At 72.0% G+C, this 19,944-nt stretch carries 19 protein-coding genes and 1 tRNA gene; 17 read left to right on the top strand and 3 right to left on the bottom strand.

Annotated elements, in window-relative coordinates; translation table 11 throughout:
* Nucleotides 1–2: 2 nt before the first annotated feature.
* Nucleotides 3–461 carry an SRPBCC family protein gene (locus ACGH52_RS08110; RefSeq protein WP_121702928.1) on the top strand — a complete coding sequence of 153 codons (459 nt, stop codon included), beginning with the start codon at nucleotides 3–5 and terminating at the stop codon, nucleotides 459–461.
* Nucleotides 462–500: 39 nt separating this feature from the next.
* Nucleotides 501–572, top strand: a tRNA-Val gene (locus ACGH52_RS08105).
* Nucleotides 573–649: 77 nt separating this feature from the next.
* Here the strand turns inward: ACGH52_RS08105 and ACGH52_RS08100 are convergent.
* Complete coding sequence (locus ACGH52_RS08100) at nucleotides 650–1,375, bottom strand: 3'-5' exonuclease (protein WP_399938366.1); 726 nt, start codon at nucleotides 1,373–1,375, stop codon at nucleotides 650–652.
* 171 nt (nucleotides 1,376–1,546) lie between these two features.
* On the opposite strand from ACGH52_RS08100, the gene ACGH52_RS08095 reads away from it, so the two are divergent.
* The 4 genes from ACGH52_RS08095 to ACGH52_RS08080 all read left to right on the top strand — a co-directional run bounded on the left by ACGH52_RS08095 (nucleotide 1,547) and on the right by ACGH52_RS08080 (nucleotide 6,307).
* Entirely contained in the window at nucleotides 1,547–2,113 is a 567-nt protein-coding gene (locus ACGH52_RS08095; RefSeq protein ID WP_059299560.1) for a DUF4365 domain-containing protein, read from the top strand.
* A complete protein-coding gene (locus ACGH52_RS08090) occupies nucleotides 2,110–3,402 on the top strand; it encodes a hypothetical protein (protein ID WP_399938364.1) in 1,293 nt (430 codons plus the stop codon). The genes ACGH52_RS08095 and ACGH52_RS08090 overlap by 4 nt, the downstream gene beginning before the upstream one ends.
* 278 nt (nucleotides 3,403–3,680) lie before the next feature.
* A complete protein-coding gene (gene thrS, locus ACGH52_RS08085; protein WP_399938363.1) occupies nucleotides 3,681–5,657 on the top strand; it encodes a threonine--tRNA ligase in 1,977 nt (658 codons plus the stop codon).
* Nucleotides 5,658–5,746: 89 nt separating this feature from the next.
* A complete protein-coding gene (locus ACGH52_RS08080) occupies nucleotides 5,747–6,307 on the top strand; it encodes an HIT domain-containing protein (RefSeq protein ID WP_360838790.1) in 561 nt (186 codons plus the stop codon).
* Between the two features lie 90 nt (nucleotides 6,308–6,397).
* Here ACGH52_RS08080 and ACGH52_RS08075 read toward each other — a convergent pair whose 3' ends face one another.
* On the bottom strand, nucleotides 6,398–8,053 hold the full coding sequence (locus ACGH52_RS08075; protein WP_059299556.1) for a hypothetical protein: 1,656 nt from the start codon (nucleotides 8,051–8,053) through the stop codon (nucleotides 6,398–6,400).
* Between the two features lie 244 nt (nucleotides 8,054–8,297).
* A complete protein-coding gene (locus ACGH52_RS08070; RefSeq protein ID WP_399938360.1) occupies nucleotides 8,298–10,496 on the bottom strand; it encodes an elongation factor G-like protein EF-G2 in 2,199 nt (732 codons plus the stop codon).
* Between the two features lie 207 nt (nucleotides 10,497–10,703).
* Here ACGH52_RS08070 and pgsA point away from each other — a divergent pair, with 207 nt between their 5' ends.
* From pgsA to yajC, 11 genes are all read left to right on the top strand, one after another.
* Complete coding sequence (gene pgsA, locus ACGH52_RS08065) at nucleotides 10,704–11,429, top strand: phosphatidylinositol phosphate synthase (RefSeq protein ID WP_059299554.1); 726 nt, start codon at nucleotides 10,704–10,706, stop codon at nucleotides 11,427–11,429.
* Entirely contained in the window at nucleotides 11,426–12,355 is a 930-nt protein-coding gene (locus ACGH52_RS08060; RefSeq protein ID WP_076973505.1) for a phosphatidylinositol mannoside acyltransferase, read from the top strand. The genes pgsA and ACGH52_RS08060 overlap by 4 nt, the downstream gene beginning before the upstream one ends.
* Nucleotides 12,352–13,515 (top strand): glycosyltransferase family 4 protein, encoded by a 1,164-nt coding sequence (locus ACGH52_RS08055; RefSeq protein ID WP_399938358.1) that lies wholly within the window; start codon nucleotides 12,352–12,354, stop codon nucleotides 13,513–13,515. Before ACGH52_RS08060 ends, ACGH52_RS08055 begins: the two co-directional genes overlap by 4 nt.
* 261 nt (nucleotides 13,516–13,776) lie before the next feature.
* The gene (locus ACGH52_RS08050; RefSeq protein ID WP_399938356.1) at nucleotides 13,777–14,328 is read left to right on the top strand and encodes a hypothetical protein; all 552 of its coding nucleotides are present in this window, start codon (nucleotides 13,777–13,779) and stop codon (nucleotides 14,326–14,328) included.
* 116 nt (nucleotides 14,329–14,444) lie between these two features.
* Complete coding sequence (gene pdxS / locus ACGH52_RS08045; RefSeq protein WP_121702921.1) at nucleotides 14,445–15,356, top strand: pyridoxal 5'-phosphate synthase lyase subunit PdxS; 912 nt, start codon at nucleotides 14,445–14,447, stop codon at nucleotides 15,354–15,356.
* An 11-nt stretch (nucleotides 15,357–15,367) separates the two neighbouring features.
* Nucleotides 15,368–15,976 carry a pyridoxal 5'-phosphate synthase glutaminase subunit PdxT gene (gene pdxT, locus ACGH52_RS08040; protein WP_121702920.1) on the top strand — a complete coding sequence of 203 codons (609 nt, stop codon included), beginning with the start codon at nucleotides 15,368–15,370 and terminating at the stop codon, nucleotides 15,974–15,976.
* A 49-nt stretch (nucleotides 15,977–16,025) separates the two neighbouring features.
* The gene (locus ACGH52_RS08035) at nucleotides 16,026–16,778 is read left to right on the top strand and encodes a YebC/PmpR family DNA-binding transcriptional regulator (protein ID WP_059299549.1); all 753 of its coding nucleotides are present in this window, start codon (nucleotides 16,026–16,028) and stop codon (nucleotides 16,776–16,778) included.
* A 108-nt stretch (nucleotides 16,779–16,886) separates the two neighbouring features.
* Nucleotides 16,887–17,450, top strand: coding sequence for a crossover junction endodeoxyribonuclease RuvC (gene ruvC / locus ACGH52_RS08030; protein ID WP_076973502.1), 564 nt, complete (start codon nucleotides 16,887–16,889; stop codon nucleotides 17,448–17,450).
* Nucleotides 17,447–18,052: a Holliday junction branch migration protein RuvA gene (gene ruvA / locus ACGH52_RS08025; RefSeq protein ID WP_059299547.1), complete on the top strand. Its 606-nt coding sequence runs from the start codon at nucleotides 17,447–17,449 to the stop codon at nucleotides 18,050–18,052. Before ruvC ends, ruvA begins: the two co-directional genes overlap by 4 nt.
* 47 nt (nucleotides 18,053–18,099) lie before the next feature.
* Nucleotides 18,100–19,173, top strand: coding sequence for a Holliday junction branch migration DNA helicase RuvB (gene ruvB / locus ACGH52_RS08020; RefSeq protein WP_121700864.1), 1,074 nt, complete (start codon nucleotides 18,100–18,102; stop codon nucleotides 19,171–19,173).
* Nucleotides 19,174–19,348: 175 nt separating this feature from the next.
* Complete coding sequence (gene yajC, locus ACGH52_RS08015) at nucleotides 19,349–19,861, top strand: preprotein translocase subunit YajC (protein ID WP_059299545.1); 513 nt, start codon at nucleotides 19,349–19,351, stop codon at nucleotides 19,859–19,861.
* The last annotated feature ends 83 nt before the right edge of the window (nucleotides 19,862–19,944 follow it).

The raw sequence follows: 19,944 nt of genomic DNA, 5'->3' as shown, positions 1-19,944 counted from the left end.
GGGTGGACTGGAACCATTACCGCTTCCGCAGCCTGTGGCCGCTGCCCGCGCCCGCCCCGGACGTCTACCGCGCCCTGGAACGCGTCGAGGACTACCCCCGCTGGTGGCCGCAGGTGCGCGAAGTCACCCGGCTCGACGACACCAGCGGCGTCCTCCGGTTCCGCTCCCTGCTCCCGTACGAGCTGACCGCGACCGTGCGGGAGGGGCGCCGGGACCCGGCCGCGGGAGTGCTGGAGGTCGTGATGAGCGGTGACATGGAGGGCTGGGCGCGCTGGACGGTCGCCCCCCGCGGTTCCGCCACCCTCGTCCGCTACGACCAGGAGGTCGTCGTGCGCAAGCCGCTGCTGCGCCGCCTCGCCGTGCCCGGCCGTCCCCTGTTCCGGGTCAACCACCGGCTGATGATGCGGGCGGGACGGCAGGGCCTGGCCGCGCACCTGGCGGGCGGTCGGCAAGCGGTTTGATGGAACCGCGCGGCGCCCTGTATTGTTCAGTGCGTTCCCGGGCGATTAGCTCAGTGGGAGAGCGCTTCGTTCACACCGAAGAGGTCACTGGTTCGAACCCAGTATCGCCCACCCGGGAAGAGCCGGTCCGTCGCACGACGGACCGGCTTCTTCGTGTTCCGGCGTTCCCGCGGGCCGGGGACGGAAGGTCACGCCGCCGCCGGCAGGTCCGGTCGCAACGGCCAGGCCGGGTCCACCGGCTCCTCCGTCCCGTTGAGCGCGAACCACGCCTGCAGCCCGCGTGCCTGACCCGCGTGCCACACCGCCTGGAGGGTGTGCAGCTCCGCGGGGGAGAGGCGCTCCAGCCGGGCCTGGAAGCGGCGCCCCACCGCCCGTACGACCTCCAGCGCCGCCTGGGCGTCGGCCGCCGCGTCGTGCGCGCCCGCCAACTCCACGCCGTAGTGCGCGCACAGGTCGGTGAGGGTGCGGCGGCCCTTGCGATAGCGGTCCAGCTGCTTGTCCAGCACGCGCGGGTCCAGCACGTGCAGCGACGTCCGCTCCAGCCAGCGGCCCAGCGACGAGGCACGGTGCCTGCGCAACTCCCGGTCCAGCAGCGTGAGGTCGAACGGGGCGTTCATCACCACCAGCGGACGCCCGGCGCGGGCCTGCTCGGTCAGCGCCTCGGCTATCTCGTACATCACCGGCGCCGGCCAGCGGCCGTTGCACTGCACATGCTCCTGGGTCAGCCCGTGCACCGCCGTCGCCGCCTCGGGCACCGGCACCCCCGGGTTCACCAGCCACCGGGTCACCCGCGGACGCAGGCCCGGCGCGTCCTGGACGACGAGGGCCGCCGACACGATCCGGTCGGTCTCGACGTCCACACCCGTCGTCTCCGTGTCGAAGGCGGCCAGCGGCCCCTCGAACCAGTTCGTCATAGGGCACTCAACTCCTCGTCCGAGCACGGCGGCTGACGTGCCGTCCCTTGTCCCGGTTCGGTGATACCCGGGCTGTTTGCGACGTACGCCGGAAGGACACAACAGGAGTACGGGTCGTCGCAGTTCACAGACCCGCTACGGGGATTCACCAGTTCTGGAAGGCTGTTGGCCATGGCCATCGCGCAGCCCGAACGGGGCGGGCTGCTGCCCGAGCGCACCGCACCCTCCCGGGGCTCTCTCGCCACCACCGCCTGCATGGAGACCTTGCAGGTCGGCTACCTCCACGCGGTCGCCGCCGCGGCGGGCTGCTCGCTCTCCCAGCCCTTCCCGGACAACGGCATCGACTGGCACGTCAGCCACAGCGCCCCCGGCCACACGGTCGACGACGAGGTCACCATCAAGGTGCAGCTCAAGGCGACGTACCAGATCCCGCCGAGCCCGCCGGGCCGCTTCTTCTCCTTCACGCTCGACAACGACCACCTGGCGAAGCTCGCCCGCACCCCGGTCTCGGTGCACAAGATCCTCGTCGTGATGATCGTCCCCCGGTCGCGCGACCAGTGGCTGCGCGCGGGGCACGACCGGCTCGACCTCAGGCACTGCTGCTACTGGACCAACCTCGCCGGACATCCGGTCACCGGACGGCGGCGCACCACCGTGCGGATACCGACCGCGCGGATCTTCGACGACCGTGCGCTGTGCGAGATCATGACGCGGGTCGGGACGGGAGGGAAACCATGACGCACCGCCCGACCGGCGAGCCCCCGCCGTCCGCGGAGCCCTCGCGGTTCGCCGAGCCCCTGCGGTTCGCCCGCCCGCACCCGGCCGACTCCCGCGACGGCGGCCCCCGCGACGGCGGCACGCCCGAGCCCGGCACCGTCGACCCGGCCGTGCTGACCGCCCTGCTGCACCGGCACGGCTGGCGCCGGCGCGGCGGCGCCCCGGGCCGCTACGGCCGCTGGACCCCGCCAGGACCGGCCGCGGGCGTCACCAGCCTCCTGGTGCCCGTCAGCCGCGCCTTCCCCGACAGCGACGACCTGCTCGGCGAGGCGCTGCACGCCCTGTCCCGCAGCGGCACGCCCGCCGCCCGCGAGATCCTGCTCTCCCTCGCCGTCCCCAGCGACGAGATCCGCTGGGAACGCGACATACCGACGGGGCCCGGCGACACCGCGTCCTGGACGGCACAGGAGCAGCTGCGCTCCGCCGCCCGGCAGATGCTGCTCGCCGGGGCGCTCGCCACGCGCGCGCGTGCGGGCTACTACGGCGCCCGGCACCGGCGCGCCGCCGGCGCGGCCCTGGAGAACGTCGTGGTGGGCCCCGCCGCAGGTGGCCGCCGCCTCACCGCGTTCCTGCCGGTCGGCACCGGCCGCCCCCTCGCCGTACGCCTTCACCAGGCCCTCTACGCCGCCCGTGAGGCCGTCGACTACCGGCGGGCCACCGGGGGCGCGGAGGCCTTCGACTCGGCCGTCGCGGCGGGCGTCAGCCACGAGCTGACCGAGTCCCTCGTCGCCCTGGTCCGGGGCACCGAGGGCGCCCGGATCGCCGTCGGCTGGGCGCCGGCCGCGGGTGTCCCCGAGGGCTGCGGCGTCCCCACCGAACCCGTCGAGTTCTCGCCCGGCGACCTGCCCGCCCTGCGCGAGGCCGCCGCCCGCTACCTGCGCGCGGAGCCGTCCGTGCCGGTGCGGATCACCGGCACCGTGGTCCGCATGCGCCGCCCCGGACCGCGCGGCACGGGCACCGTACGGCTGCGGGTGCTGGCCGGGGCCGAGGTGCCGCACGTGCGGATCGCGCTGGACGAGGAGGCCTACCGGATCGCGGGGCACGCCCACCTCGTCGGGCTGCCGGTGCGGGTGCTCGGGCGGCTGGAGAGCCGGGGCGGGTTCCGCAGGCTCACCGGCGCCTGCGAGATCACCCCCGTACAGGTCGACGACGCGGAGCGGGACCGGCTGCTGAAGGCCGTGCAGGAGCACGTCGAGGTCGCGGCCTTCTTCGAGGAGACCTGCGGTGACGGAGGGGAGTGCGCGGACTAGGGGGCGTCGTCTGGATCAGGCCGGGTTCGAGGGACGGTGCCTTTGTTGTCGGCCCGAGCGGGGCTTGGTGCGTGCAGCTGCAAGGCGGAGGAGGGCGACAGGGCGGAGCCCTGGCAACCGACGACAACGCCGCAGATGCGCGTGCCAGGCCCCGCGACCCCGGCAGGATCCAGACGCCGCCCCTAGTTTCGCGGTGGGGTGCCCCGGGTCGGTACGATCGCCCCCATGCGTGCGCTCCGGTATGGCGCCGCGGCCCCACCTTCAGTCAGGAGAGACCGGTGTCAGACGTCCGTGTGATCATCCAGCGGGATTCCGAGCGGGAAGAACGCGTGGTGACGACGGGCACTACGGCCGCCGAGCTCTTCGCCGGCGAGCGCTCGATCATCGCCGCCCGCGTGTCCGGCGACCTCAAGGACCTCGCCTACGAGGTTCAGGACGGCGAGACCGTCGAGGGCGTCGAGATCTCCTCCGAGGACGGTCTGAACATCCTGCGCCACTCCACCGCGCACGTCATGGCGCAGGCCGTGCAGGAGCTGTTCCCCGAGGCCAAGCTGGGCATCGGCCCGCCCGTCAAGGACGGCTTCTACTACGACTTCGACGTCGAGAAGCCCTTCCACCCCGATGACCTCAAGGCCATCGAGAAGAAGATGCAGGAGATCCAGAAGCGGGGGCAGAAGTTCTCCCGCCGCGTGGTCACCGACGACGAGGCCCGCGAGGAACTGGCCGACGAGCCGTACAAGCTGGAGCTGATCGGCCTCAAGGGCTCCGCGTCCAGCGACGACGGCGCGGACGTCGAGGTCGGCGCCGGCGAGCTGACGATCTACGACAACCTGGACGCGAAGACCGGCGAGCTGTGCTGGAAGGACCTCTGCCGCGGTCCCCACCTGCCCAGCACCCGGAACATCCCGGCCTTCAAGCTGATGCGCAACGCCGCCGCCTACTGGCGCGGCAGCGAGAAGAACCCGATGCTCCAACGCATCTACGGCACCGCCTGGCCCACCAAGGACGAGCTGAAGGCGCACCTGGAGTTCCTCGCCGAGGCCGAGAAGCGCGACCACCGCAAGCTCGGCAGCGAGCTGGACCTGTTCTCCATCCCGGAGCAGATCGGCTCCGGCCTCGCCGTCTTCCACCCCAAGGGCGGCATCATCCGCCGGACCATGGAGGACTACTCGCGGCGCCGCCACGAGGAGGAGGGCTACGAGTTCGTCTACACCCCGCACGCGACCAAGGGGAAGCTCTTCGAGACCTCCGGGCACCTGGACTGGTACGCCGACGGCATGTACCCGCCCATGCAGCTCGACGAGGGCGTGGACTACTACCTCAAGCCCATGAACTGCCCGATGCACAACCTGATCTTCGACGCGCGCGGGCGGTCCTACCGCGAACTGCCCCTGAGATTGTTCGAGTTCGGCACCGTGTACCGCTACGAGAAGTCGGGCGTCGTGCACGGCCTGACCCGGGCCCGGGGCTTCACCCAGGACGACGCGCACATCTACTGCACCCGTGAGCAGATGTCGGAGGAGCTGGACAAGACCCTCACCTTCGTCCTGAACCTGCTGCGCGACTACGGCCTGAACGACTTCTACCTGGAGCTGTCCACCAAGGACCCGGAGAAGTTCGTCGGCTCCGACGAGGCATGGGAAGAGGCCACCGAGACGCTGCGCCAGGTCGCCGAGAAGCAGAACCTGGAGCTGGTGGCCGACCCGGGCGGCGCCGCGTTCTACGGCCCGAAGATCTCCGTCCAAGCGCGCGATGCCATCGGGCGCACGTGGCAGATGTCGACCATCCAGCTCGACTTCAACCTGCCGGAGCGCTTCGACCTGGAGTACACGGCCGCGGACGGTTCCAAGACCCGCCCGGTCATGATCCACCGCGCGCTGTTCGGCTCCATCGAGCGCTTTTTCGCGGTGCTCCTGGAGCACTACGCGGGCGCGATGCCGCCGTGGCTCGCTCCGGTACAGGCGGTGGGCATCCCGGTGGGCGACGCTCACGTGCAGTACCTGGAGGAGTTCGCGGCGGAGGCACGGCGCAAGGGGCTGCGTGTCGACGTCGATTCCTCCTCGGACCGGATGCAGAAGAAGATCCGGACGCAGCAGAAGCAGAAGGTCCCGTTCATGATCATCGTCGGCGACGAGGACATGCACGGAGGCACGGTGTCGTTCCGCTACCGCGACGGTTCGCAGGAGAACGGCATTCCGCGGGATCAGGCACTGGCGAAGCTCGTTGATGTGGTGGAGCGCCGGATTCAGGTCTGATGCTGTCCCCGCACGAGCGGGGACCGGCCCCCGGGAGCGATCCCGGGGGCTCTTTCCGCTCCCGAGCCCGCGCGCCATATGCTGCACGCATGACGAGTGAGCCGGAGCAGCAGCTGGGAGTGGGGACGCAGGACGCGTTCCAGCGTCTGTGGACGCCCCACCGGATGGCCTACATCCAGGGCGAGAACAAGCCGAGCGGCCCCGGTGCCGACGACGGCTGTCCCTTCTGCTCGATCCCGGCCAAGTCCGACGAGGACGGTCTGATCATCCGGCGCGGCGAGCACGTGTACGCGGTGCTCAACCTGTACCCGTACAACGGCGGCCACCTGATGACCGTGCCGTACCGCCACGTCGCCGACTACACGGAGCTGAACACCGTGGAGACCGCGGAGCTGGCCGAGCTGACCAAGCAGGCCATGACGGCCCTGCGCACCGCGTCCGGCGCCCACGGCTTCAACATCGGCATGAACCAGGGCACGGTGGCCGGCGCGGGCATCGCCGCCCACCTGCACCAGCACGTCGTCCCCCGCTGGGGCGGCGACACGAACTTCATGCCGGTCGTCGGCCACACGAAGATCCTGCCCCAGCTCCTGGGCGACACCCGCAAGATGCTGGCAGACGCCTGGCCCTCCAGCCCGTCCGGCGTCTGAGGACGAGGCCGGCAAGGCCGAAAGGCGGGGGTCTGGGGGCGCCGCCCCCAGGGACGCCCACCCCCAAACCCCCGCCCGACCGCCGGAGGCCTACGCGTCGTAGACGTCCGCCTTCTTCGGCACCGCCTCCTGCACGGCCCCGCTCAGGCCGCCCGCGCGGGCGCCGAACTTCTCCGTGTTCACGCCGTTCTCCTTCAGCACCTTGATCGCCGCCGAGTGCACCGCCCTGAGGACCGGCGTGGCCGCGCGCAGCGCGTCGTCGGCCATGAAGCGGTGCCGCCACGGCCGGTCCGCCCAGGCGTGCCGCACGCCGAAGGGCTCGGGCAGCGTGAGCTTGCCGCCCAGCCAGTACAGCAGCGGCGGGTACCAGGTCAGCGGGGCCCGCGCGGCCAGCCGCACCACCTCGTCGGTGTCGACCAGCGGGAGCTTCACCGTGCGGGTCTCCCAGAACTTGACGGACTTCTGGACCGTCTTCTCCTTGGCCGCGGGCTTGCTGGTGAACAGGGAGTGCACCGGCCCCAGGGCGTGTCCGGTGACCTCGATGCGCAGCGTCTCGTGCAGCACCGTCACCGTGATCAGCATGGAGATGACCAACTGGCCGTCCCACAGGGTCCACTGCACGCCCAGGTAGTGCCGGTCGCCCGCGCCGAACTGCTGCTTGTCGCAGATCTCCTGTATCGCGTGCTGCTTGACCTGGTACGCCTCGACGTCCGTGCCCTCGGGCCGGGACACCGAGTCGGCGTTCTCACCGATCGGGGTGACGATCCAGTGCCGCACCGTCGGCTTGGTGAAGCCGCCGGTGTGCAGCGGGCCGCGCTCCAGCATCCGCAGCCGGTCGTGGATGGCCTTGATGACGTCCCAGCTGCGGAACGGATTGATCTCCCGGTCCGGATCGACGGGGACCAGCTCCTCGGCGAGCTGCCAGTTGCCCCAGCGGGTGCCCATGCCGAGGATCCCCTTGGGACCGGCGTAGAAGACCGAGTTGGACTGCTGCTCGGCGCTGAGCCGGGCCAGCGACTGCCGCAGCTCCTCGGCGGCCGTCTCGCCGGGGCTGCTCGGCACCGCCTCGGGCACCTTGGCGCCCACGCCCGCGCCGGACAGGAGGCCGCTCCAGCGCTCCCGGAGGTCCCGTGCGGTGCGCTCGCAGATCCGCTTGGCCCAGAACCAGCCGATCACCGGGGCCACGACGCAGGCGCGCGCGTACCAGGCCCAGAAGCCGCTGAAGGGCATCTTGAGCAGGAAGAGCACGGCGAGGACCGCCATCGCGAGCAGCACCGCGGTGGCGAGCGCGCCGGCCCGCTTGTCCTCGCGCCGGGCGACGGTGGTGCGGATCTGGAAGACGAGCAGCCAGATCAGCAGTCCGGGCAGGAAGAGCACTCCGCACAGCACCATGACGGCGCTGAGCCAGTTGTCCCGGTCCCGGCGGATGCGGTGTGCCGCGAGACTGTGCTCCACGACCACCTGGGGCTGGGTGCCGAAGGACTGGATGAGCGGGGCACGCTTGGGGCCCAGCATCCGGTCGATGATCGCCCGGGAGTACGCCTCGCCGAGGTTGGGCCGGAACAGCTTGATCCGGGGCTTGCTCACGGACGACTTGTGCCACTCGCTGTTGGCCTTGAGTATCTCCTCGGCCTCGCTGTCCCGGTAGGCGGCCGATGCCAGCGCGAAGGTGGCCGTCTGGCCGCCGTCGTCCGTGCGCGGCACCTGCGGTCCGAAGAAGTCCGCGTAACCGCCGTCAACGGTCATTCCCGCCCCCGATCGCCACCACTGTCGCTCCTGCGGCCTTCCCGACTTCCCTGCCCCGCACACCTGTTGATCTGGTCATCAGCGTATCCGCCGGCACCGCCGCGCGTCACGGGACGTCCAAAGGCGCCCCTCACACGCGCGGATCGACCGCCGAGCGCGCCGTCGCACGCCGGGGTGGGGCGGTTCCGTCGCGGGGAGCGGGCCCTCCGGTACGGCGGACCCCGCACCGGAGGGCCGGGCTCCGCTAGGACGCCATCCGCACCTCCTCGCGCAGCCGGTCCGCGACCTGGGCCGGCATCGGTTCGTGCCGGGCGTACCGCCGGTCGAAGCGTGCCGTGCCGTGCGACAGGGAGCGCAGGTCGACGGCGTAGCGGCCGATCTCGATCTCGGGCACCTCGGCCCTGATCAGGGTCCGGCCGCCGCTGGTCTGCTCGGTGCCGAGCACCTTGCCGCGCCGTCCGGACAGGTCGCTCATCACCGCGCCCACGTAGTCGTCGCCGACCAGCACGCTCACCTCGGCCACCGGCTCCAGCAGGTGAATCCTGGCCTCGGCCGCGGCCTCCCTGAGCGCCAGCGCGCCGGCGGTCTGGAACGCGGCGTCGGAGGAGTCCACCGAGTGCGCCTTGCCGTCGAGCAGCGTGATCCGTACGTCGATCAGCGGGTGCCCCGCGGCGACGCCCTTGGCCGCCTGCGCGCGCAGGCCCTTCTCGACGGACGGGATGAACTGCCGGGGCACCGCGCCGCCGACGACCTTGTCCACGAACTCGATGCCCGAGCCGCCCGGCAGCGGCTCCACCTCGATCTCGCAGATGGCGTACTGGCCGTGCCCGCCGGACTGCTTGACGTGCCGCCCGCGCCCGGCCGCCCGGCCGCCGAACGTCTCGCGCAGACTGACTCGGTGGGGTACGACGTCGACCTGGACGCCGTAGCGGCTGCGCAGCCGTTCCAGGGCCACGTCGGCGTGCGCCTCGCCCAGGCACCACAGGACCACCTGGTGGGTGTCCTGGTTGTGCTCCAGGCGCATCGTCGGGTCCTCGGCGACCAGCCGGGCCAGCCCCTGGGAGAGCTTGTCCTCGTCGGGTTTGCTGTGCGCCTCGATGGCGAGGGGCAGCAGCGGGTCGGGCATCTCCCAGGGGGCCATCAGCAGCGGGTCGTCCTTGGCCGAGAGTGTGTCCCCGGTCTCCGCGCGGGTCAGCTTGGCCACACAGGCGAGGTCGCCCGCGATCACGTGTGAGACCGGACGCTGCTGCTTGCCGAAAGGCGTCGACAGGGCGCCGATCCGTTCGTCGACGTCGTGGTCCTCGTGTCCGCGGTCGGTCATCCCGTGCCCGGACACGTGCACGGTCTGGTCGGCGCGCAGGGTGCCGGAGAAGACGCGGACCATCGAGATCCGGCCGACGTACGGATCGGAGGACGTCTTGACGACCTCCGCGACCAGGGACTCCCCGGGGTCGCACATCCGCAGCTCGCGCCCGGCGCCCTCGGGCGTGGTGACGCGCGGCGCCGCCCGTTCCAGGGGTGTCGGGAAGCCGCGCGTGATCAGTTCGAGCAGTTCGACCGTGCCCAGTCCCTGCCGGGCGCCCTGGGCGGCCGGGGCGGCGGCCAGGACGGGGAAGAACACCCCGCGGGCGACGGCCCGTTCCAGATCCTCGATGAGCGTCTTGACGTCGACCTGCTCGCCGCCGAGGTAGCGCTCCATGAGGGTCTCGTCCTCGCTCTCCGAGATGATCCCCTCGATCAGCATGGAGCGGGCCTCGTCGAGCTGCGGCAGCTCCGCCTCGCCCGGCTCCGAGGCCACCCGCTCGCCCGAGGCGTAGTCGGACAGCCTCCGTGACAACAGCCCCACGAGCCCGGTCACGGGCGCGTGCCCGTCGGCCGCGGGCGGCCCGTGCAGCGGGAGGTACAGCGGTAGTACGGCGTCGGGATCGTCGCCGCCGAAGGCCTCGGCGCACAGCCGCGTCATCTCCTCGAAGTCCGCGCGGGCGGCCTCCAGGTGCGTGATCACGATGGCGCGCGGCATGCCGACGGCGGCGCACTCCTCCCAGAGCATCCGGGTCGAGCCGTCCACCCCGTCGGAGGCCGAGACGACGAAGAGGGCCGCGTCCGCCGCGCGCAGACCGGCCCTCAGCTCACCGACGAAGTCGGCGTACCCGGGAGTGTCCAAGAGGTTGATCTTGATGCCGTCCCATTCGACCGGCACCAGGGAGAGCTGCACGGAGCGCTGCTGGCGGTGCTCCATGTCGTCGTAGTCCGAGACGCAGCCGCCGTCCTCCACGCGGCCCGCCCGGTTCACCGCTCCCGCCGTCAGCGCGAGAGCTTCCACCAGGGTCGTCTTGCCCGATCCGGAGGGGCCGACCAGCACCACGTTCCGTACGGACGCGGGGTGGTCGGCCGCCGTTGCCCTTCCGGCGGCTCCGGGATGGGTGTGTGCCTTGTCGCCCATGTCCTTGCCTCCCGTGCACGGTGAGGTCGTTGTGGGCGCGGACTCGCGGGACCGCGTGCACTGGCGGCTCCGGCGACGCCCGCGGTCCTTCGAGCTTTCCACTCCCGTCACGCCGCGTCCATACGAAGAACCCGATCCCGCCGCCCGCCTGCCGCCCACCGGGGGCTGAGGGTGCCCGGCCACCGCCCACGCGCGCGCGTGACTACGATGGGCCAGCCGGTGGCCAGCAAGGGCCGCGGCGCCACACCGACCGTCGGGAAGGCCATGCTGAACAAGTACGCGCGTGCATTTTTTACGCGTGTCCTCACACCGTTCGCCGCGTTTCTCATCCGCCGGGGCGTCAGCCCCGACACGGTCACGCTGATCGGCACCGCCGGTGTGGTCGCGGGTGCGCTGGTCTTCTACCCCATGGGTGAGTTCTTCTGGGGCACGGTGGTGATCACGCTCTTCGTCTTCTCCGACCTCGTCGACGGCAACATGGCCCGCCAGCTGGGCCGCTCCAGCCGCTGGGGCGCGTTCCTGGACTCCACCCTCGACCGGGTCGCCGACGGCGCGATCTTCGGCGGTCTCGCCCTCTGGTACGCGGGGGGCGGCGACGACAACGTCCTGTGCGCGGTGTCGATCTTCTGCCTGGCCAGCGGCCAGGTGGTGTCGTACACCAAGGCGCGCGGCGAGGCGATCGGCCTGCCGGTGGCCGTCAACGGGCTGGTCGAGCGCGCCGAGCGCCTCGTCATCTCGCTGGTCGCCGCCGGATTCGCCGGGCTGCACAAGTTCGGCGTGCCCGGCATCCAGTACCTGCTGCCGATCGCCCTGTGGATCGTCGCCGTCGGCAGCCTCGTCACGCTGGTCCAGCGGGTCGTCACGGTCCGCCGCGAGGCCGCCGAGGCGGACGCCGCCGCGCAGGAGAACCAGGGCACCGAGGCGGCGAAGTGAGCGCTCGGGACCGCCTGACCGACGGTCTGTACGGCGCGGGCTGGACCACCGTGAAGAAGCTCCCCGAGCCCGCCGCCGTGCGCCTGGGCCGTACCGTCGCCGACGTCGCCTGGAAGCGGCGCGGCGCGGGGGTGCGCCGCCTGGAGAGCAACTACGCGCGCGTGGTGCCCGGCGCGGGTCCGGAGCGGCTCGCCGCCCTCTCGCGCGCGGGGATGCGCTCGTACCTGCGCTACTGGATGGAGTCGTTCCGGCTCCCGGCGTGGAGCACCGAGCGGATCAAGGACGGCTTCGTCCCCGAGGACCTGCACCACCTCACCGACGGCATGGACGCGGGCAAGGGCGTGGTGCTCGCCCTGCCCCACCTGGCCAACTGGGACCTCGCGGGCGCCTGGGTCACCACCAAGCTGGGCATCCCGTTCACCACGGTCGCCGAGCGCCTCAAGCCGGAGACCCTGTACGACCGGTTCGTCGCCTACCGGGAGGGCCTCGGCATGGAGGTCCTGCCGCACAGCGGCGGCACCGCCTTCGGGACGCTGGCCCGGCGGCTGCGCGACGGCGGCCTGGTCTGCCTGGTCGCCGACCGCGACCTGTCCGCCTCCGGCGTGGAGGTCGACTTCTTCGGCGAGACGGCCCGGATGCCCGCCGGTCCCGCGCTGCTCGCCCAGCAGACGGGCGCGCGGCTGCTGCCGGTGACGCTCTGGTACGACGACTCGCCGGTGATGCGGGGCCGGGTGCACCCGCCGGTCGAGGTGCCCGAGTCAGGTACCCGGGCCGAGAAGACGTCTGTCATGACACAGGCGCTGGCCGACGCCTTCGCCACGGGGATCGCCGACCACCCGGAGGACTGGCACATGCTGCAGCGCTTGTGGCTCAAGGATCTCGACCCGGCGAAGGCGCCCGGGGCCCGCGAGCGGGGCGACCGGTGAGGATCGGCATCGTCTGCCCGTACTCCTGGGACGTGCCGGGCGGCGTCCAGTTCCACATCCGGGACCTCGCCGAGTACTTCATCCGGCTCGGTCACGAGGTGTCCGTCCTCGCCCCGGCCGACGACGACACCCCGCTGCCCGGGTACGTCGTCTCCGCGGGCCGCGCGGTGCCGGTGCCGTACAACGGCTCGGTGGCCCGGCTGAACTTCGGCTTCCTGTCGGCGGCCCGGGTCCGGCGATGGCTGCACGACGGCGCCTTCGACGTCATCCACATCCACGAGCCGACCTCGCCCTCTCTGGGCCTGCTGACCTGCTGGGCGGCGCAGGGCCCCATCGTGGCGACCTTCCACACCTCCAACCCGCGCTCGCGCGCGATGATCGCCGCGTACGCGATCCTCCAGGCCGCCCTGGAGAAGATCAGCGCCCGGATCGCGGTGAGCGAGTACGCCCGGCGCACGCTCGTCGAGCACCTGGGCGGCGACGCGGTCGTCATCCCCAACGGCGTCGACGTCGACTTCTTCGCCGACGCGGAGCCCAAGCCCGAGTGGCAGGGCGACACGATCGGCTTCATAGGGCGCATCGACGAGCCCCGCAAGGGCCTGCCGGTGCTGATGCGGGCACTGCCCAAGATCCTCGCCGCCCGCCCGCAGACCCGGCTGCTGGTCGCCGGCCGGGGCGACGAGGAGGAGGCGGTCGAAAGCCTGCCCAAGGAACTGCGCTCCCGCGTGGAGTTCCTCGGCATGATCAGCGACGAGGACAAGGCCCGCTTGCTGCGCAGCGTCGACCTGTACGTGGCGCCCAACACCGGCGGCGAGAGCTTCGGCATCATCCTCGTCGAGGCCATGTCGGCCGGCGCCCCCGTCCTCGCCTCCGACCTGGACGCCTTCGCCCAGGTCCTCGACCAGGGCGCGGCCGGGGAACTCTTCCCCAACGAGAACGCCGACGCCCTGGCGGAAGCGGCCGTGCGCCTGCTGGCCGACCCGGAACGCCGGGCCGCGCTGCGGGAACGGGGCAGCGCCCACGTACGACGCTTCGACTGGTCCACCGTGGGCGCGGACATCCTGTCCGTCTACGAGACGGTCACCGCGGGAGCGGCGGCCGTGGCGACGGACGACCGCGCGACGGGCCTCCGGGCCCGCTTCGGCCTGGCGAGGGACTGACCCACCGCGGCGCACGGCTCCCCGGGCGCGTACGCCCACCGGCGGGTCTACCGACGGGCGAGGCCCGACCGCGCGGGTACCGAGCCCGAGTACGGACGGGTCGTCTCGCGTGCTCCGGCGTCCCCCGCGGCACAGGCGCGCGCGGGCCACGGGGGCGCGCGGGGCGACGCCCCCTTGGCGGGTACGGGACGGGTGTCTCGTGCGTACCGGTGTGCACGGGGCCCGCCGGGGGTGCTCGGGCCACCGATAGGGTTGCCGCCCGTGACCGCAACCCTCATCTGGATCCTGGTCGTCCTCGTCGCCGTCGGCCTGTACCTCAGCTGGACGGCGGGCCGCCTGGACCGGCTGCACACCCGGATCGACGCCGCCCGGGCCGCCCTGGACGCGCAGCTGCTGCGCCGGGCGTCCGTGGCCCAGGAACTCGCCACCTCCGGCGTGCTCGACCCGGCCGCCTCCATGGTCCTCTACGAGGCCGCGCACGCCGCCCGGCAGGCCGAGGAGGAGTCGCGGGAGGTCGCCGAGAGCGAGCTGAGCCAGGCCCTGCGCGCCGTGTTCGCCGACGCGCAGCAGGTGGACGTGCTGCGCGAGGCGCCCGGGGGAGAGGCGGCCGCCCACGAACTGGCCGAGGCCGTACGCCGGGTGCCGATGGCCCGGCGCTTCCACAACGACGCCGTGGGTGCCGCCCGCAGGCTGCGCGAGCACCGCAAGGTCCGCTGGTTCCGCCTCGCCGGGCACGCGCCCTTCCCGCCGGCCTTCGAGATGGACGACGAGCCGCCGGCCGCCCTGGTGGAGCGGGCGGCCAGAGACCAGTAACGCCGGGGCCAGGGAAACGAAAACGATCCACCGGCTTCCCATTGGCCCTTGCTGTGGCCTGCTCGGCTCGCGTTTCCTCGTGCTGCACCATCCCCCTTCCCCTCAGCGAGGTACCCGTGTCCAGCACGCTCTCCGAAAACCAGGCACCCGAGACCGGCACCGCCCGCGTGAAGCGCGGCATGGCCGAGCAGCTCAAGGGCGGCGTCATCATGGACGTCGTCACGCCGGAGCAGGCGAAGATCGCCGAGGACGCGGGCGCCGTGGCCGTCATGGCCCTGGAGCGGGTCCCGGCCGACATCCGCAAGGACGGCGGCGTGGCCCGGATGTCCGACCCGGACATGATCGAGGGCATCATCGGCGCGGTCTCCATCCCGGTGATGGCCAAGTCCCGCATCGGCCACTTCGTGGAGGCCCAGGTCCTGCAGTCCCTCGGCGTCGACTACATCGACGAGTCCGAGGTCCTCACCCCGGCCGACGAGGTCAACCACAGCGACAAGTTCGCCTTCACCACCCCCTTCGTCTGCGGCGCCACCAACCTCGGCGAGGCCCTGCGCCGGATCGCCGAGGGCGCCGCGATGATCCGCTCCAAGGGCGAGGCGGGCACCGGCAACGTCGTCGAGGCCGTCCGCCACCTGCGCCAGATCAAGAACGAGATCGCCCGGCTGCGCGGCTGCGACAACAACGAGCTGTACGCCGCCGCCAAGGAGCTGCGCGCCCCCTACGAGCTGGTCAAGGAGGTCTCCGAGCTGGGCAGGCTCCCGGTCGTCCTCTTCTCCGCCGGTGGTGTCGCCACCCCGGCCGACGCCGCGCTGATGCGCCAGCTCGGCGCCGAGGGCGTCTTCGTCGGCTCCGGCATCTTCAAGTCCGGCGACCCCGCCAAGCGCGCCGCCGCCATCGTGAAGGCCACCACCTTCTACGACGACCCGAAGATCATCGCGGACGTGTCCCGCAACCTCGGCGAGGCCATGGTCGGCATCAACTGCGACACCCTCCCCGAGACCGAGCGCTACGCCAACCGCGGCTGGTAAGGCGCCGATCCATGAGTGACACCCCCGTCATCGGCGTCCTGGCCCTCCAGGGCGACGTACGGGAGCACCTCGTCGCCCTGGCCGTGGCCGACGCCGTGGCCAGGCCGGTGAGGCGCCCCGAAGAACTCGCCGAGGTGGACGGCCTGGTCATACCCGGCGGCGAGTCCACCACCATCTCCAAGCTCGCCGTCCTCTTCGGTGTGATGGACCCCCTCCGCGCGCGCGTGCGCGGCGGCATGCCCGTCTACGGCACCTGCGCCGGCATGATCATGCTGGCCGACAAGATCCTCGACCCGCGTTCCGGGCAGGAGACGGTCGGCGGCATCGACATGATCGTGCGCCGCAACGCCTTCGGGCGGCAGAACGAGTCCTTCGAGGCCGCCGTCGACGTCAAGGGCGTCGAAGGCGCTCCCGTGGAGGGCGTCTTCATCCGCGCCCCCTGGGTCGAGTCCGTGGGAGCCGCCGCCGAGGTGCTCGCCGAGCACGACGGCCACATCGTCGCCGTCCGCCAGGGCAACGCGCTGGCCACGTCGTTCCACCCGGAACTGACCGGCGACCACCGGGTGCACCGGCTCTTCGCCGACATGGTGCGCGCGAACCGGGCGGCTCGGTCCTTGTAGGATTCCTGCGTTCGTTGCAGGAGATGGGTTACGCGAAGGAGACAGGCAGATGTCCGGCCACTCTAAATGGGCTACGACGAAGCACAAGAAGGCCGTGATCGACGCCAAGCGCGGCAAGCTCTTCGCGAAGCTGATCAAGAACATCGAGGTCGCGGCGCGCATGGGCGGCGTCGACGTCGAGGGCAACCCGACGCTGTACGACGCCATCCAGAAGGCGAAGAAGCAGTCGGTTCCCAACAAGAACATCGACTCCGCGGTCAAGCGCGGCGGCGGCCTGGAGGCCGGCGGCGCCGACTACGAGACGATCATGTACGAGGGTTACGGCCCGAACGGGGTCGCGGTGCTCATCGAGTGCCTCACCGACAACCGCAACCGCGCCGCCTCCGACGTCCGCGTCGCCATGACCCGCAACGGCGGCTCCATGGCCGACCCGGGCTCGGTGTCGTACCTCTTCAACCGCAAGGGCGTCGTGATCGTGCCCAAGGGCGAGCTGAGCGAGGACGACGTCCTCGGCGCCGTCCTGGACGCGGGAGCGGAGGAGGTCAACGACCTCGGCGAGTCCTTCGAGGTGCTCAGCGAGGCCACCGACCTGGTCGCGGTCCGCACCGCCCTCCAGGCAGCCGGCATCGACTACGAGTCCGCCGACGCCAACTTCGTCCCGACCATGCAGGTCGAGCTGGACGAGGAGGGCGCGCGGAAGATCTTCCGGCTCATCGACGCGCTGGAGGACAGCGACGACGTGCAGAACGTCTTCGCCAACTTCGACGTGAGCGACGAGATCATGGAGAAGGTCGACGCGTAACGCGTTCCCTGCTCAGCGGGCCGACGGGGACACACTCCGTCGGCCCGTCGCTTTGTCAGTGGCACCCGATAGCCTGCACAAACAGGTGATCGACGAGAGGGGCCCGCGTTGCGTGTGCTGGGGGTGGACCCGGGGCTGACCCGCTGCGGGATCGGTGTCGTGGAGGGCGTCGCGGGCCGGCCGCTCACCATGATCGGCGTCGGCGTCGTCCGCACGCCCGCGGACGCCGACCTCGGCCACCGCCTCGTCGCCGTCGAGCAGGGCATCGAGCGGTGGCTCGACGAGCACCGGCCGGAATGCGTCGCCGTGGAGCGCGTCTTCAGCCAGCACAACGTCCGCACCGTCATGGGCACCGCCCAGGCCAGCGCCGTGGCGATCCTGTGCGCCTCCCGCCGCGGCATCCCCGTCGCCCTGCACACGCCCAGCGAGGTCAAGGCGGCCGTCACCGGCAGCGGCCGCGCCGACAAGGCGCAGGTCGGCGCCATGGTCACCCGCCTGCTCCGGCTCGCCGCCCCGCCCAAGCCCGCCGACGCCGCCGACGCCCTCGCGCTCGCCATCTGCCACATCTGGCGCGCCCCCGCGCAGAACCGCCTCCAGCAGGCCGTGGCCCTGCACTCCTCCCAGGGCCCGCACCGCCCCCACCCCCACCCGTCGAAAGGCCGCCCCGCATGATCGCCTTCGTCAGCGGCACCGTCGCCGCCCTCGCACCCGACGCCGCGGTGGTCGAGGTCGGCGGCGTCGGCATGGCCGTGCAGTGCACGCCGAACACGCTCTCCACGCTCCGGCTCGGCAAGCCCGCCAAGCTCGCCACCTCGCTCGTCGTCCGCGAGGACTCGCTCACGCTCTACGGCTTCGCCGACGACGACGAGCGCCAGGTCTTCGAGCTGCTCCAGACCGCCAGCGGAGTCGGCCCCCGCCTCGCCCAGGCCATGCTCGCCGTGCACCAGCCCGACGCCCTGCGCAGAGCCGTCTCCACCGGCGACGAGAAGGCGCTCACCGCCGTCCCCGGCATCGGCAAGAAGGGCGCGCAGAAGCTGCTCCTGGAGCTGAAGGACCGGCTCGGCGAGCCCATCGGCGCCCCCGCCGTCGGCGCCCCGGTCAGCACCGGCTGGCGCGACCAGCTGCACGCCGCCCTCATCGGCCTCGGATACGCCACCCGCGAGGCCGACGAGGCGGTCACCGCCGTGGCACCGCAGGCGGAGGCCGCCGGGGGCACCCCGCAGGTGGGCCAGCTGCTCAAGGCCGCCCTGCAGACGCTGAACCGCGCCCGCTGACCACGCCCGCCACCACCGACCCGGTGCGCCACGGCAAGGAGAATCAAGTGAACTGGGACGACACGACCGACGCGGAGGCCGCCGCCGAGCGGCTGGTGGGCGCTGTCGCCGACGGCGAGGACCAGGCCGTGGAGGCGGCCCTGCGCCCCAAGGACCTGGGCGAGTTCATCGGCCAGGAGAAGGTCCGCGAGCAGCTCGACCTGGTGCTGCGCGCCGCACGCGCGCGCGGGGCGACCGCCGACCACGTGCTCCTGTCCGGCGCCCCCGGCCTCGGCAAGACCACCCTCTCGATGATCATCGCGGCCGAGATGGAAGCCCCCATCCGCATCACCTCGGGCCCCGCCATCCAGCACGCCGGCGACCTCGCGGCGATCCTCTCCTCCCTCCAGGAGGGCGAGGTCCTCTTCCTCGACGAGATCCACCGCATGTCGCGGCCCGCCGAGGAGATGCTCTACATGGCGATGGAGGACTTCCGCGTCGACGTCATCGTCGGCAAGGGCCCCGGCGCCACCGCCATCCCCCTGGAGCTGCCCCCGTTCACCCTGGTCGGCGCCACCACTCGGGCGGGGCTGCTGCCGCCCCCGCTGCGCGACCGCTTCGGCTTCACCGCCCACATGGAGTTCTACGGACCGGCGGAGCTGGAGCGCGTGATCCACCGCTCCGCCGGCCTGCTCGACGTCGAGATCGACGCCACCGGCGCCGCCGAGATCGCCGGCCGCTCCCGCGGCACCCCCCGCATCGCCAACCGCCTGCTGCGCCGGGTCCGCGACTACGCCCAGGTCAAGGCCGACGGCCTGATCACCCAGGAGATCGCCGCGGCCGCCCTCGCCGTCTACGAGGTCGACGCCCGGGGCCTGGACCGCCTCGACCGCGGGGTGCTGGAGGCCCTCCTCAAGCTGTTCGGCGGTGGCCCGGTCGGCCTGTCCACGCTCGCCGTCGCCGTGGGGGAGGAGCGTGAGACAGTGGAAGAGGTCGCCGAACCCTTCCTCGTACGGGAGGGTCTGCTCGCCCGCACCCCACGCGGGCGGGTGGCCACTCCGGCCGCCTGGGCGCATCTCGGGCTCACCCCACCGCGTTCGCAGAGTTCAGGAAACGGACAACAGGACTTGTTCGGGGCGTGACGACCCGCTCACGCGGGGCACATTCGCCGGAGCAGGAACCCCGGTGCCATGCTGGGCGTTGTTCCATGCGCGCGGACTCGCCTAGACTCCGCCGATGCCGCCCTTGTCGGCGGCGTACACACCCCCAACCATCAGGCCGCTCACCATCGCGGTCGTGTGAAGGAAGTACCGACCCGTGAGTCTCGTGACCCTCCTCCCGTTCATCGTGCTCATCGGGGCCATGTTCCTGATGACCCGGTCGGCGAAGAAGAAGCAGCAGCAGGCCGCCAACATGCGGAACGAGATGCAGCCCGGAACCGGTGTCCGCACCATCGGGGGCATGTACGCCACGGTCAAGGAGGTCAACGACGACACGGTCCTCCTCGACGCCGGCCCGGGTGTCGAGCTGCTCTTCGCCAAGAACTCGATCGGTGCCGTCCTCTCCGACGACGAGTACAACCGGATCGTCCACGGCATCGAGCACGACCTGAAGTCCGACGCGGACATCGTCCCCGACGACGCCTCCTCCCTCACCGAGACCGACGCCCCCGCCGCCGACGCCTCCGACGACAAGTCCGTCGACCTCGGCAAGAAGGCCGTCGAGCCCGCCGACGAGACGGCCGACGAGCCGACGGTCGACGCCGCGCCCGCCGAGGCGAAGTCGGACGAGCAGGCGAAGAAGTCCGACGGCGGTTCCGAGGCGAAGTAGACCGTGCCCCGGGGTGCGCGGGACGGGTTCCCGCGCACCCCGCGTGACGCGCGGCTCGCACGGATCCGGACACCATGTGATGG

It is taken from the genome of Streptomyces sp. BBFR25, from assembly GCF_044590125.1.
GTDB classification, from domain to species: domain Bacteria; phylum Actinomycetota; class Actinomycetes; order Streptomycetales; family Streptomycetaceae; genus Streptomyces; species Streptomyces canus_D.
This window is presented reverse-complemented; position numbering and strand designations above follow the sequence as displayed.